The organism is Pseudomonas sp. PVC-3-1, from assembly GCF_057444315.1.
Genome location: NZ_CM172023.1, coordinates 4,038,627 through 4,052,373, shown reverse-complemented (window position 1 = coordinate 4,052,373; position 13,747 = coordinate 4,038,627). Strand labels below are relative to the sequence as shown.

Annotated in this window: 8 protein-coding genes; 1 reads left to right on the top strand and 7 read right to left on the bottom strand. The window is 66.0% G+C overall.

Annotated elements, in window-relative coordinates:
• Positions 1 to 76 precede the first annotated feature (76 nt).
• Genes AC2T4A_RS18755 through AC2T4A_RS18740 form a run of 4 tightly spaced genes read right to left on the bottom strand, consistent with a single transcriptional unit; the run spans position 77 to position 6,122 of the window.
• On the bottom strand, positions 77 to 1,240 hold the full coding sequence (locus tag AC2T4A_RS18755; protein ID WP_486741503.1) for a hybrid sensor histidine kinase/response regulator: 1,164 nt from the start codon (positions 1,238 to 1,240) through the stop codon (positions 77 to 79).
• A complete protein-coding gene (locus AC2T4A_RS18750) occupies positions 1,230 to 1,829 on the bottom strand; it encodes a chemotaxis protein CheB (RefSeq protein WP_416751836.1) in 600 nt (199 codons plus the stop codon). The genes AC2T4A_RS18755 and AC2T4A_RS18750 overlap by 11 nt, the downstream gene beginning before the upstream one ends.
• Positions 1,826 to 2,644 carry a CheR family methyltransferase gene (locus AC2T4A_RS18745; RefSeq protein WP_486741502.1) on the bottom strand — a complete coding sequence of 273 codons (819 nt, stop codon included), beginning with the start codon at positions 2,642 to 2,644 and terminating at the stop codon, positions 1,826 to 1,828. Before AC2T4A_RS18745 ends, AC2T4A_RS18750 begins: the two co-directional genes overlap by 4 nt.
• A gap of 1 nt (position 2,645) precedes the next feature.
• Positions 2,646 to 6,122 (bottom strand): response regulator, encoded by a 3,477-nt coding sequence (locus AC2T4A_RS18740; protein ID WP_486741501.1) that lies wholly within the window; start codon positions 6,120 to 6,122, stop codon positions 2,646 to 2,648.
• A 317-nt stretch (positions 6,123 to 6,439) separates the two neighbouring features.
• Here AC2T4A_RS18740 and AC2T4A_RS18735 point away from each other — a divergent pair, with 317 nt between their 5' ends.
• On the top strand, positions 6,440 to 8,965 hold the full coding sequence (locus tag AC2T4A_RS18735; protein WP_486741500.1) for an ATP-binding protein: 2,526 nt from the start codon (positions 6,440 to 6,442) through the stop codon (positions 8,963 to 8,965).
• A 9-nt stretch (positions 8,966 to 8,974) separates the two neighbouring features.
• On the opposite strand, the gene AC2T4A_RS18730 is transcribed toward AC2T4A_RS18735, so the two are convergent.
• From AC2T4A_RS18730 to AC2T4A_RS18720, 3 genes are all read right to left on the bottom strand, one after another.
• Positions 8,975 to 10,684: a PAS domain-containing hybrid sensor histidine kinase/response regulator gene (locus AC2T4A_RS18730; protein ID WP_486741499.1), complete on the bottom strand. Its 1,710-nt coding sequence runs from the start codon at positions 10,682 to 10,684 to the stop codon at positions 8,975 to 8,977.
• Positions 10,668 to 11,831 carry an alcohol dehydrogenase-like regulatory protein ErcA gene (gene ercA, locus AC2T4A_RS18725; protein WP_416751826.1) on the bottom strand — a complete coding sequence of 388 codons (1,164 nt, stop codon included), beginning with the start codon at positions 11,829 to 11,831 and terminating at the stop codon, positions 10,668 to 10,670. The genes AC2T4A_RS18730 and ercA overlap by 17 nt, the downstream gene beginning before the upstream one ends.
• Positions 11,832 to 11,951: 120 nt before the next feature.
• On the bottom strand, positions 11,952 to 13,745 hold the full coding sequence (locus tag AC2T4A_RS18720) for a S9 family peptidase (protein WP_486741498.1): 1,794 nt from the start codon (positions 13,743 to 13,745) through the stop codon (positions 11,952 to 11,954).
• Positions 13,746 to 13,747 lie beyond the last annotated feature (2 nt).

Here is a 13,747-nt window from a genome sequence, read left to right as displayed (position 1 = left end):
GCTCGTTACTACAAAGAGCAGACGCTTCGGCACTGGTGGGTAGGTGGTGCGTCAACCACCCCGGAAAAGCCGGGGCTCAATCCAGCGGCAGGTAAACGCAGAACTCCGCGCCCTGCCCCGGCTCGCTGCGCACCGCGATGCGTCCGCCGTGGGCCTGGACGATCTGCTCGGAGATGTACAACCCCAACCCCAGGCCGGCGACGCGGGCCGCGCCGGCGCCACGCTCGAACTGCTGGAAGATGCGCTGCTGCTCCTCGGCACTGATGCCGTCGCCATGGTCACGCACGCAGAGTTGCGCCTGGCCTTCATGCACCGCGACGCTCACGTCCACCGGCTGGCCGGGGCCATAGCGCAGGGCGTTGCTGACCAGGTTGCTGATCACCTGTTCCAGGCGGTAGGCATCCCACACGCCCTCCACCACGTCCGGCGCACTCAGGCTCAGTTCGCAGCCGGCGGCCTGGGCCTGCACGGCGAAATTACCCAGCACCCGACGGGCGATGTCGGCGAAGTTGGCCGGCTCCGGGCGGATCGACAGCTTGCCGGTACGGATGCGCGAGACGTCGAGCATGTCCTCGATCAGCCGGGTCAACCCGGCGATCTGGCGCTCGTCGCGCTCGAACAACACGCCCAGGCGGTCCGCAGCGAAGTGCTCCAGCTTGCCCTTCGCCAGGTGCAACCGGCGCAACTGGGTATCCAGCATCAGGCCGTTGAGCGGTGTGCGCAGCTCGTGGGAGACGATGGACATGAAGTCGTCGCGCATCTTCACCGCGCGCTGCAACTCCACCTGGGTCTCGCGCAGTTCGGCGAGCAGGGCGTCCTGTTCGGCGCGCGCCTGCTCCAGCACCTTGCGCTGACGGAAGAGATCGACGAAGACGTTCACCTTGCTGCGCACCGCGTGGTTGTCCAGCGGCTTGTAGAGGAAGTCCACCGCGCCGCTCTCGTAGCCCTTGAAGGCATAGTTCAGCTCGCGCCCGGCGGCGGTGACGAAGACGATGGGGATGTTCTTGGTGCGCTCGGTCCCGCGCATCAGCTCGGCCAGGGCAAAACCGTCCATGCCCGGCATCTGCACGTCCAGCAGCGCGAGGGCGAACTCGTGCTCCAGCAGCAGCGATAGCGCCTCGTCCGCCGACGACGCCTTGAATACCTCCCGCCCCTCGCTCTTGATCAACGCCTCCAGCGCCAGCAGGTTCTCCGGCAGGTCGTCGACGATCAGCAATTTGCTTCCCTGGTTACGCAGCATGTTGGGTGCCCATTCGGCTCAGGAGCGCGTGGATCTCGCGCAAAGGAAGAATGTAGTCCGGGGCGTGCAATGCGATCGCCGCCTCCGGCATGGTGGCCACGGCGGCTTCGGCCGGGTCCTGGACGAGGCTCAGCCCGCCTTCTCGATGAATGTGCGCCAGGCCTTCGGCACCGTCCTGGTTGGCGCCGGTCAGCAGGATGCCGGCCAATTCGCTACGGTAGGCGTCCGCCGCCGAGTCGAAGAGGATGTCGATGGAGGGCCGGGAGAAGTTCCGTGGCGCCTCGCGGCTCAGGGCAAAGGTGCGGTCCCGCTCGATCGACAGGTGATAACCGGCGGTGGCGAAGTACAGCGTGCCCGCCTCCACCGGCGCCTTGTCACGGGCTTCCGCCACGGGAATCGCCAGGCGCCGGGCGAACAGGTCCACCAACTGGCTTTCGTGACTCTCCGGCAGGTGCAGCACCGCCACCATGGGCAGTGCGAAGCCCGCCGGCAACCCGTCGAACAGCTGGAACAGCGCATCCACGCCGCCCGCGGAAGCACCGATGACCACGGCCTGGATATCTCGCTGAACATCGCGTTGCGCGCTCATCGCTTGCGGAACACCCGTTCGCGGCGGTTCACCACTTCGAATTCCCCGGCAAAATCGGTGAAGTCCAGGCTTTCCTTGCTGCCCAGACCCAGGAAGCCGCGGTGGCACAGCGACTCGTGGAACAGGCCGATGGCGCGATTCTGCAGTTGGCGATTGAAATAGATCAGCACGTTGCGGCAGGAGACCAGGTGCGTCTCGGAGAACACGCTGTCGGTGGCCAGGCTGTGGTCGGCGAAGGTCACGTTGGCGCGCAGCATCTTGTCGAACAGCGCGCCATCGTAGGCGGCGGTGTAGTAGTCCGAGAGCGAGCCCTTGCCGCCGGCCGCGCGATAGTTCTCGCTGGCCTGGGCCAGGTCGTCCACCGCGTAGATGCCGCGCCGCGCCTGCTCCAGCGAGCGCGGATTGATGTCGGTGGCGTAGATCAGCGTGCGCTCCAGCAGCCCCTCTTCATGCAGCAGGATGGCCAGCGAATGGACTTCCTCGCCGGTACTGCAGCCAGCCACCCACAGGCGCAGGGATGGATAGGTGCGCAGCACCGGCGCCACCTCCTGGCGCAATGCGAGGAAGTAGCTGGGGTCGCGGAACATCTCGCTCACCGAGATAGTGAGGTACTGAAGCAGCTCATGAAAGGCATGCGGATCGTGCAGGATGCGTTCCTGCAGCGCCGAGATGCTGCGGCACTCGAACAGTTGGGTGGCATGCAGCACACGGCGCTTGAGCGAGGTGCCGGAATAGTCCCGGAAGTCGTAGCTGTACTTCAGGTAGATCGCCTCGATCAGGAGGCGCAGCTCGATATCCTGGCTGCGATCAGGCATGTCAGATGCGCTCCAGCTTGGGTAGCCATACACGGATCAGGGAGAACAGGCGGTCGAGGTCAATGGGCTTGGCCAGGTAGTCGTTGGCGCCGGCGCGCAGGCACAGTTCGTGGTCGTCCTTCATTGCCTTGGCGGTCACAGCGAGGATCGGCAGCTTCTTCCAGCGCGCGTCCTGGCGGATCAGGCGCGTGGCCTCATAGCCGTCCATCTCCGGCATCATCACGTCCATCAGCACCAGGTCGATGTCGCCGACCTCGGCAAGCTTCTCGATGGCCTCGCGGCCGTTGCGCGCCACTTCCACCCGCGCGCCCTTGTGCTCCAGGGCGCTGGTGAGGGCGAAGATGTTGCGCACGTCGTCGTCCACCAGCAGGATGCGCCGCTCCTCGAAGGCGCGATCGCGGTTGCGCGAGGTGCGCAGCATGCGCTGGCGCTCGCTGGAAAGCTGCGACTCGACCTTGTGCAGGAACAGCGTTACCTCGTCCAGCAGTCGCTCAGGCGAGCGCGCGCCCTTGATGATGATCGAGCGCGAGTACTTGAGCAGCTCGGCTTCCTCGTCGCGGGTCAGGTTGCGACCGGTGTAGACGATCACCGGCGGGAAGGAGCAGATATCTTCCTCGCCCATGCGCCGCAGCAACTCATTGCCCTGCATGTCCGGCAGCTTGAGGTCGATGATCATGCAGTCGTAGATATTCCGGCGCAGCAGTTCCAGGGCCTGCTCGCCCTGCTCCACCGCGGTGATTTCGATGTCGTCGTCGCCGATCAGCCGCGAGACGCTATCGCGCTGCAGAGGGTCGTCTTCCACCAGCAGGATGCGCTTGACCTCCTGGGTCAGCTTGGCCTCCAGCTTGCCGAACACCTCACGCAGCTGCTCGCGGGTGGTGGGCTTCAGGGCATAACCGATGGCACCCAGGTGCAGGGCCGCTTCGCTGCGGTCCTCCACGGAGACCACGTGCACCGGCACATGGCGGGTGCGCGGGTTGGCCTTCAGGCGTTGCAGCACGGCCAGGCCGGACTCATCGGGCAGGTGCATGTCCAGCAGAATGGCATCGGGGCCATGCTCATCGGCCAGGCGCAGACCTTCCTCGGCGCCCATGGCGACCAGGCAGCGGTAGCCCAGCTCGCGCGCCAGGTCGTAGAGGATACGGGCGAACTTCGGCTCATCTTCCACCACCAGCACGCAACGCTGGCCGACATTGAGCTGCTCGCGATCGTCGGCGAAGGCCGCAGCGACCGGCGCACGCACCACCGGCGGCGCAGCCGGAACCGGAGCCAGCGCGACAATCGGCGCGGGCGCACTGGCCGCTTGAGCCTCGATCGGCGCCTCATAACTCAGCGGCAACAGCAGGCTGAACACACTGCCCTTGCCCGGCTCGCTGCTGACGATGATGCTGCCGCCCAGCAGGTGCGCCAGGTCGCGGGAGATCGACAGGCCCAGGCCAGTGCCGCCGTAGCGGCGGGTGGTGGCGCCATCGGCCTGCTGGAAGGCCTCGAAGATGCGTTGCAACTGATCTTCGGCAATGCCGATGCCGCTGTCGCGTACGTCGAAGCGCAAACCCTCGGGTGCAGCGCTGACGCGCAGGGACACTTCACCGGCGTCGGTGAACTTGAAGGCATTGGAGAGCAGGTTCTTGAGAATCTGCTCGACCCGCTGACGGTCGCTGAACAGTAGCGCCGGAGCGTCCTCGGCCACTTCGGCAACGAAGCGCAGGCCCTTGTCATCGGCCTGCGGGCGGAACAGCCCTTCCACCGCTTCCACCAGGCGCCGCACGCTGGCGTTCTCCGGACGCACTTCCAGCTTGCCGGCCTCGACCTTGGAGATATCGAGGATGTCGTTGATCAGGTTGAGCAGGTCATTGCCGGCGCCATAGATCGACTCGGCGAACTTCACCTGCTCGTCATCGAGATTGCCCTGCTCGTTGTCGGCCAGCAGGCGCGCGAGGATGAGCGAGCTGTTGAGTGGCGTGCGCAGCTCGTGGGACATGTTGGCGAGGAACTCGGACTTGTAGCGACTGGCACGCTGCAGCTCGTCGGCGCGGCCCTGCAGGTCCAGGCGCGCCTGGTTCAGCTCGGTGTTCTTGGCATCCAGATCGTCACGCTGGGCGGCCAGCTCCTGGGTCTGCTCGGCCAGGCGCTCGTTGGTCTGTTCCAGTTCCGCCTGTTGCGCCTCGAGGTGCGCCTGGGATTCCTTGAGAACCCGCGACTGTTCCTCCAGTTCCTCGTTGGCGGTCTTCAGCTCTTCCTGCTGTACCTGCAGTTCCTCGTTGAGCTGCTGGGTTTCCGCCAGTAGGTCCCGCAGGCGCTGGCGGTGCTGGGCGGAGGCGATGGCGCTGCCGAGGGGCTCGGCGACGTTCTGCAGGAAGGCCTGGTCGCGCTCGTCCAGTTGACGCAGGAAGCCCAGTTCCAGCACGCCGACGACACCACCATCGTGAAGCAAAGGCAGCAGCGCCACGCTCACCGGCAGGCCATTGCCCAGCGCCGAGTTGACCTTCAGATAGTCCGGCGGCAGGCCATCGACCATGCGCAGCTTGCGCTGGCGAGCGGCCTGAGCGATCAGGCTTTCATCCGGGGCGAAGTAGTTCTCCCCCAGCGTGTCGGCGGCGAAACCGAAGGTGCCGGTCAGTCGCAGCCCGCCATGGTCGTCGCGCACATAGAGTGCGGCCACCGGCGAGGCGATGAACTCGCCGAGAAAATCCATCAGGCTCCGCCCCAGGGTCGGCAGCGACTGCTGGCCGATCAACTGTTCGCCCAGCCGGCTCTGGCCATCGCGCAGCCAGGCCTGGCGCTGCAACTGCTCGTTGTGCAGCACCTGGCGGCGCAGGGATTCGGCATAGGACTCGGACAGGCTGAGCAGTTGCCGGCGACCGAAATACGCCAGCAGCGTCCCCACCACGATGCTGAACAGCAGGTAGAGCACGACCACGCCGGTGGACAGGCTGGAGGCGAATTGGTTGCGGTCATGGCGCAGTTGCTGCTCGGTGTTGATTAGCGAGCCGTATTGGCCACGAATCGCATCCATCATGCTCTTGCCGCGCCCTGCCTTGATTGCGTCGGAGGTGTCCAGGCCCTGGCGGCGCTGCTGGATCATCTCCTGGGCGAAGGTCATCCATTCATCCTGCATCGAGGTCAGGCGCGCAACCCGCTCCACTTGCGGCGGATTGTCGGCGACCAGTTCCGTCAGGCCCTTGAGCCCGGCGTTGATGCGTGGCCGCGCTTGCTCCAGCGGCTCGAGGAAGCGCGGGTCGCCGGTGATCAGGAAGCCGCGCAAGCCGCTTTCCTGGTCGACGCTCAGGCGCTGCATCTCGTTGGCGCTGGAGATCACCCGGTCGGTGTGCTCGACCCAGCCCAGCACGTCGAGCATGTACAGGATCAGCCCGATGAACAGCACCGCGCCCAGCAGGCAGATGCCCAGCGGCAGCGCCATGTTGCGCGCAAGGATGCGGCGGAAGGCACTTTCGTCGGCGACGGGTTTCTGGTTCATACGGACGAATTCCCTGTTGGCGGCGCTTTCTGGCTAGAGCCTGCCGCTTCGGCGAAGCTTGCGGCAGAAGCCAGGTAAGTATTTGAAGTTATTGTAAGAACGTTCTTAAAACAGCAGAAATAATAACTTGATGCGTTGTAGGCTATCTATGAACTGGCGAATTGACACGCGTTCTTGTGGGACGTTCGATCTATTTTCTGCAGAGCTCGCAACCGACCGCGTAAAAAAGTGGAATTTTCCTCCGTCGGGCGTTTCCAACGCCTGATAGGGAATTGTTGAACAACACTGTACGAAGGATCAGACGCAGGGTCCGCTCGATGCCAAGCTCTCCGGGGGAAACCCCCACGTCGCCCACGCCGCTCGCCGGCGACTTCCTCAACAGCAGTAGCGCCATGGCGCCGCTGATACGCAAGCACGACTGGGCGACCACCCCGCTCGGCCCGATGGAGCAGTGGCCCGCCACCCTGCGCGGCATCCTCGAAGTCGGCCTCAACTCGCGCCTGCCCGTGTGCATCTACTGGGGGCCCGAATTCGTCCTGTTGTACAACGACGCCTGGAGCGCCATCCCCGGCGACAAGCATCCCGCCTGCCTGGGCCAACCGGCGCGCGTGGCCTGGTCGGACATCTGGTCCATCCTCGACCCGATGTACAACGGCATCCTGCAGACCGGCGTGGCCGCCCACGAGGAAGACCGCCTGCTGCCCATGGTGCGCTACGGCTACGTCGAGGAAGCCTATTTCACCTACAACGTCAGCCCGATCTTCGGCCAGGACGGCAAACCCGTCGGACTGTTCAACACCGCCGTGGAAACCACCAACAACGTCATCGGCCAGCGCCGCCAGCGCCTGCTCACCCGACTGGCGGAACGCCTCAGCCAGGCCGATGACAGTGCACAGATCTGCATCGATGCACTTGCCCTGCTGGCCGAAGCCAACCACGACGTGCCCTTCTGCCTGCTGTACCAGGGCGGCACCCTGCTCGGCGCCTGCGGCACCGACCCCAGCGACCGCTTCGCTCCGCCACGACTGAGCCAGGACGACGACCCTCTGCACCTCTTCAATGGCCTCCAGCAAGCGCACCAGTCGCCCCTGGGCAGCCAGTACATGCGCGCCTTCGAGCCCTGGCCGGAAGTGCTCGACAGCACCTACGCCACCCCACTGCATGGACACAGCGACAGCCTCGTGGTCTTCGGCATCAGCCCCCGTCGGCGCCTGGACGAGAGTTACGCAGCCTTCTTCAACGAACTGGCCGCCCTGCTCGGCCATGCACTGGCCGCCGCCACCCACCGCGCCGAGGAACGTCGGCTCAAGGAAGCCGTACAGGAAGAAGTGCGCCAGCGCACCCAGGAACGCGACCGCGTCTGGGCCATGAGCCAGGACCTGCTGTGCGTGCTCGATCACCAGGGCAAGCTGCGCAGCGTGAACCCCGCCTGGAGCAGCCTCCTGGGCTGGAGCGAGGACCAGCTCACAGGCCGCAATAGCGAAGAGCTCGTTCACCCGGACGACCTCGCGCCCAGCGTCGCCACCCGCGCCACCCTTGCCCGCGGCGAGCGCCTGCAGCACTTCGAGAACCGCATGCGCCACGCCGACGGCAGCTACCGATGGATTTCCTGGCATGCCAGCGAAGACAACGGCCTGATCTACGGCTGCGGCCGCAATGTCACCGAACAGCGCCGCGCCGCCGAGCTGCTGGAGCAGGCGCAATCCGCCCTCGCCAATGCCCAGCGCATGGAAGCCGTCGGCCAGCTCACCGGCGGCATCGCCCACGACTTCAACAACCTGCTGGCGAGCATCCGCTTCAGCCTCGACCTGATCACCCGCCGCGCGCCGGCCAACGCCCAGCCGGAGCTGAACCACATCCTGCATGCCGCCACCCAGGCCACCGAACGCGCCGCCGAACTGACCCATAACCTGCTGGCCTTCGCCCGCCGCCAGGCACTGGCGCTGCATCCAGTGGCACTCGATGTGCAACTGCAGGATTGGCAGGCGGAACTGAGCCAGCGCGCCGGTAGTGGTGTCCGGCTGACGCTGACCACCGAGTGCACCGAAACCGTCGTCACTGATCGCGATCAACTGCACAAGTCGATGCTCCACCTGGTCGACAACGCCCGCGACGCCATGCTGGGCGGCGGCAACCTGGGGATCAGCCTGCGCCAGCAGGCAATCGCCGGCGGCGACAGCGACCTGCCGGCCGGCGATTACCTGGTCCTGGTGGTCGAGGATGATGGCGTGGGCATGAGCGAGCAGACGCTGTCCCACGTCTTCGATCCCTTCTTCACCACCAAGGGCATCGGCGCCAACAGCGGGCTCGGCCTGTCGATGGTCTACGGCTTCATCAAACAATCCGGCGGGCACATCCGCCTGCGCAGCGAGCCCGGCCAGGGCACCTGCGTCACACTCTATTTCCCGAGAGGCTCCACAGTGGTCGATATTCCCGAGATCCCCGCAATGCCTGCCGAAACCGCCAACCAGCAGCTCTGCGTGCTGGTGGTCGAAGACAACGACCTGGTGCGCATGCTCACCGTGGAAGTGCTGGAAGAAATCGGCTACCAGGTGATGCAGGCCGAGGATGCCGAAGAGGCGCTGCCGATCCTGCAGGGTGACACCGCCATCGACCTGCTGCTCACTGACGTCGGCCTGCCGGGCATGAATGGCGAGGAGCTGGCCGCCGCCGCGCGAGAAGCCCGGCCGGAGCTGCCGATCCTGTTCGCCACCGGCTTCGCCGAGATCGTCCAGATCGACGGCAGCGAGCTGGCCACGCGCATGTCGATGATCGCCAAGCCCTTCTCCATTGATGCCTTGCGCGACAAGGTCAACGGCATGCTCGGCCGCAAGAACGCCTGATCGGGCGGGTCAGTGACTGAGCAGCAGGCTCAACACGGCCCGCAACTTGCCTGGCTTAACCGGCTTGTTCAGCAGCGGCATGCCCAGCCGCTGTAGCGCGCGACGGCAATCGTCGCTGCGATCGGCCGTGATCATTACGGCCGGCAACTCACGCCGGAAATACTCCCGCAGCCCCCGTACCGCCTCGCAACCGGTTTGGCCGTGGTCGAGGTGGTAGTCGGCCAGGATCACTTCCGGCGCCTTGCCATCCAGCGCCTTCAGCGCTTCCTCATAGCTGGTCGCCACCAGCACTTCGCAGCCCCACTGGCCGAGTAGCGCCGCCATGCTGGCGAGGATCGCCTCCTCGTTGTCGATCACCAGCAGGCGCCGACCCGGCAGCGGGTCGCCGGTCACCGGGCGCGGGCCGCTGTCGACCAACCCGGGTTGCGGCAGTTCGCGCACCAGCGGCACTTCGATGGCGAACACCGAACCGCGCCCCGGCACAGAACGGACCTGTACCCGGCAACCGAGAATGCCGGCGATGCGATCAACGATCGCCAGCCCCAGCCCGACACCCCGGCGATCCGCTGCGCGGCCGGCATCCAGCTGGTTGAATTCGAGGAAGATGGCTTCCAGCTGGTCCGCCGGAATCCCCCGCCCGGTGTCCCAGACCTCCAGGCGCACGCTCTCCCCGCGCCGGCGCGCCGCGAGCAGCACGCTGCCGCGCTCGGTGTAGCGGCAGGCGTTGCTGAGGAAGTTGCGCAGGATTCGCGACAGCAGGCGGTGATCGGTCCGCACGGCCAGCGCGGGAATCCGCTTGCGCAGGCCCAGCCCGGCCGCGCGGGCCACTTCGTCGAACTCTGAAACCAGCGGACCGAGCAGTTCGTCGAGCGGGTGCACGTCCAGGTCCGGGCGGATCGCGCTCTGGTCCAGGCGGGCAATTTCCAGCAGGTCCGTGAGCAGGTCCTCGGCGCCTTCCAAAGCCTGGTGTGTGCGCTCGACGAGCACCTGCTCGGCGCCCGGCAACTTGCGCTCGCGCAGGGTGGAAACCAACAGCCGCGCCGCGTTCAACGGTTGCAGCAGGTCGTGGCTGGCGGCCGCGAGGTACTTGTCCTTGCTGTTATTGGCAGCTTCGGCCGCATCGCGCGCCTCGCGTAGCTGCTGGTTGAGGCCCTCCAGTTCGCGGGTGCGCTCGGCGACGCGTTGTTCCAGTTGTTCATTGAGGCTCTGCAGGCGCTGCTGGGCCTGGACGCGCTCGGTGATGTCGGCAACGAAGCCTTCCACCAGGCCTTCCTTGTCCAGGCTATCTTCGCCCGGTTTCATCAGCAGGTTCATCAGCACGATGACGTGGCTGCCATCGCGACGCCGCAGCCGCGTCTCGTAGCCGAACAGACCGCCGCCTTCCTGCAGCAACCCTCGAATGCGGCGCATCTCGGCCTCGCCGCCGACGAACAGCTGGCTGGCCATGTCCTGCAGGTTCCACAGCACCTGCTGCGGGTCGTCATAGCCGAGCATCCGCGCCAGCGCCGGGTTGGCGGCGCGCAGGCCCTGGCTCAGGCTGGCCTGGAAGATGCCGTGGACGGCGTGTTCGAACAGCCATTTGTAGCGATTGCGCTCGGCTTCCAGCTCGTCCAGCCGGGCCACCAACTCGGGGTAATGGCTCTTGCGCGCGGAGTGGCTGCCCAGCCCGAGCAACCCGGCGAGGGCCTGTTGTTGCTGCTCGTCAGAGGGCCTCGCCATACACCACCTCGACATCCCGCTGGCTGGACTCGCGAGGGTTGGTGAGGATGCATGGGTCCTGCATGGCGTGGCGCGACAGGAAGGGAATGTCGGAACTGCCCACGCCATGCAAGCCTAGGCTTTCATGGAAGCCCACGGCGTTCTTCAGGGCGATCAGGTGTTCCACCAGGCGCTGGCGGATCTGCGCATGGCTCATGCCGCGGCAGTCGATGCCGAAGGTCTCGGCGATCACCTTGAAGCGTTCCGGCGCGGCGCTGTAGTTGAAGGCCACTACGTGCTCGACCAGCACCGCATTGCACAGTCCGTGTGGCAGGTCGAGGTAACCGCCGAGGCTGTGGGACATGGCGTGCACCGCGCCGAGGATCGCGTTGGAGAACGCCAGCCCCGCCTGCATGCTGCCCAGCATGATCTTCTCGCGCAGGGCGATGTCCGCCGGATTGGCGATCATCTGCACCAGGTTGCCGTTGATCAGCCGCATGGCTTCCAGCGCGTGGGGGTCGGTAAGCGGGCCGTGGCCGGTGGAAACGAAGGCTTCGATGGCATGCACCAGGGCGTCGATGCCGGTGCAGGCGGAGAGGAACGGGTCCATGGTCAGGGTGGTTTCCGGGTCGATCAGCGACACATCGGGCACCACTGCCTTGCTGACGATGGAGAACTTCATCCGCTCGTCCTGGTTGGAGATGATCACGAACTGCGATACGTCCGCCGAAGTACCGGCGGTGGTGGGAATCAGGATCAGCGGCGGGCTGGGCACGCGCAGGGTGTCCACGCCTTCGAATTCGAGGATGTTGCGGCCATGGGCGGCAACGATGCCGATGCCCTTGGCGCAATCCATCGGGCTACCGCCGCCGACTGCGACTATCACATTGCAGCCCTCGCTGCGGTAGACATCGGCGCCGCGCATGACTTCTTCCACGCGCGGGTTGGGCGACACATCGGTATAGCGGCAGAAGGGAATGTCCTGGGCGGCCAGGCTGGCTTCGATATCGGCAACCCAGCCGGCAGCGACTACACCGGGGTCCGACACGACCAGGACCTTGCGGGCGCCGAAGGTTTTCACGTAATTGGCGACATTGTGCCGGCATCCGGCACCGAAAATGATCTCTGGCGAGACGAATTTGCGCAGCTGGCTGAGCTCGTGGGACATCGGGGGCTCTGTCGTTATTGTTATGGGATATTTCCGGCAGCCTACTGTATCCGTCAGGTATTGCAATGCGACCTTGGCAGACGGTTCTGACAGCTGGCTTCGCCAGGTCTCACCCAGACATCAGCCCGCCAGAAGCGCCTGATAAAAGCGCCATTCGGCTTCCAGCGCATGAGCCAGATTGGCGGCCTGTCGAAACCCATGGCGCTCCCCGGCGTATCGGTGCACCTCCACCGGCACGCCACGCTGGCGCAGGCTGTCGACCATGGCGTCGGTCTGCGCCGGCACCACCACGGCATCCAGCTCGCCCTGGAAGAAGATCATCGGCACGCGGATGTGCTCGGCCAGCAGCACGGGGGTGCGTTCCCGGTAACGCTCGGCGTCCTGTTGCGGGTCGCCGATCAGCCAGTCCAGGTAATCCGCCTCGAACTTGTGGGTGACCCGAGCAAGCGCCTGCGGGTCGCTGACCCCATAGAGGCTGGCGCCGCCGCGCAAGCCAGGCAGCCGTGCCAGGGCCATCAGGGCGCTGTAGCCGCCAGCACTGGCGCCACGCACGAACACCCGCTGGCGATCGATGCGCCCAGCCCTGGCGAGATAGTCCAGGGCTGCGCCGATGTCCTCTACTTCGATCTGGCCCCAGCCCAGGTGCAGGCGCTCGCGGTAAGCGCGGCCGTACCCGCTGCTGCCGCGATAGTTGATATCGGCGACGGCAAAGCCACGACGAGTCCAGAACTGGATGCGCCCGTCGAACACCGGATAGCTGGCCGACGTCGGGCCGCCATGCAGGAATACCACCAGAGGCGCAGCCTGGTCGGTAGCGTGGGGCGGATAGAAGAATCCGTGCCCGCACTCGTCCGCGCCCACCGGGTAACGGAAAGCCTCGCCGCGGGACAACTCAGTCTCGGGCAATGGTCGCTCGCCTCCGCCCAGTATCTGGACCGAGCCGTCCACCCGGCGAATCGCCAGCAGCGCTGGCAGCCGGTCCGGTGCGGCGGCGATGCAATAGAAGTGGCGTTCATCCGCGGCCAGCGAGCGGAAGCGGCTGTACTCCGGTGCGAGGCGCTGCTCCCTGCCACGCTCGTCGTAAACCACCAGCAGGCCGTAGCCCTCGACATTGCGAGTCGCCAGCAGCTTGCCGCCCGGCAACGGCAGGAAGGTCCGCCCACTCAACTGCCAGGGTGCGCCGGCGTGGTCCGCCGCTGCTACCTGCACAGCGCCATGACCTTCGCGACACGGTTGCCAGTAGCCACCACGGTCGCTCAGCCAGTGCAGCCGACCATCCTCGGCAAACCGCGGCTGCTGGATGGATTCGTGGCAAGCCTGGCCGGCCAGGCAACGTTCTTCTCCGGCAAAGGACTCGCACAGGCGCGTGCGCGTCCACGGTTGATGTGGGCGATCCCACTCCACCCAGACGATGCGCTCGCCACTGCCATCGGCCACCGGCGAGGCATAGAAATCCGCACCGGAGGCAATCACCCGGCGCCGCCCATCGGCGTCCAGGCGAACGATACGGTGGACCACCGCGCCGCTGCCGTTCTCCTCCTCCACCGCCAGCAGCGCATTCCACGCGGGGACGAAGTGCAGGTCGCCATAGCGGCAGTCATCGCGATGGGTGATAGGTCGGGGCGCGCCACCCAGGCGCAACCAGTGCACCTGCTGGTCATCCTCTTCCACCCAGGCCACGCCATCGGCGGTGGCGCAGCAGGAGCCGCCGCCATATTCGTAGACACGACTGCGTACCGACGCGCCGGGCGGTGTCAGCTCGACGCTCTGGCCCTCACGCCGAAGGAACAACCGACAACGCGCGCTGGCAGGGTCGAATGCCGCCCAGAGCAGCCCGCCGTGGGCCACGTGCAGCTCGGCAAAATCCCCCGCGGCGGCTACCGCGCGCTCGGCGCTCCAGTCGCTGCACTGCATGC

What these genes read in the sequence shown, in the direction of transcription:
- AC2T4A_RS18755 (WP_486741503.1), bottom strand. Translation starts at nt 1,240, where the DNA reads ATGCTGCGTAACCAGGGAAGCAAATTGCTGATCGTCGACGACCTGCCG.
- AC2T4A_RS18750 (WP_416751836.1), bottom strand. Translation starts at nt 1,829, where the DNA reads ATGAGCGCGCAACGCGATGTTCAGCGAGATATCCAGGCCGTGGTCATC.
- AC2T4A_RS18745 (WP_486741502.1), bottom strand. Translation starts at nt 2,644, where the DNA reads ATGCCTGATCGCAGCCAGGATATCGAGCTGCGCCTCCTGATCGAGGCG.
- AC2T4A_RS18740 (WP_486741501.1), bottom strand. Translation starts at nt 6,122, where the DNA reads ATGAACCAGAAACCCGTCGCCGACGAAAGTGCCTTCCGCCGCATCCTT.
- AC2T4A_RS18735 (WP_486741500.1), top strand. Translation starts at nt 6,440, where the DNA reads ATGCCAAGCTCTCCGGGGGAAACCCCCACGTCGCCCACGCCGCTCGCC.
- AC2T4A_RS18730 (WP_486741499.1), bottom strand. Translation starts at nt 10,684, where the DNA reads ATGGCGAGGCCCTCTGACGAGCAGCAACAACAGGCCCTCGCCGGGTTG.
- ercA (WP_416751826.1), bottom strand. Translation starts at nt 11,831, where the DNA reads ATGTCCCACGAGCTCAGCCAGCTGCGCAAATTCGTCTCGCCAGAGATC.
- AC2T4A_RS18720 (WP_486741498.1), bottom strand. Translation starts at nt 13,745, where the DNA reads ATGCAGTGCAGCGACTGGAGCGCCGAGCGCGCGGTAGCCGCCGCGGGG.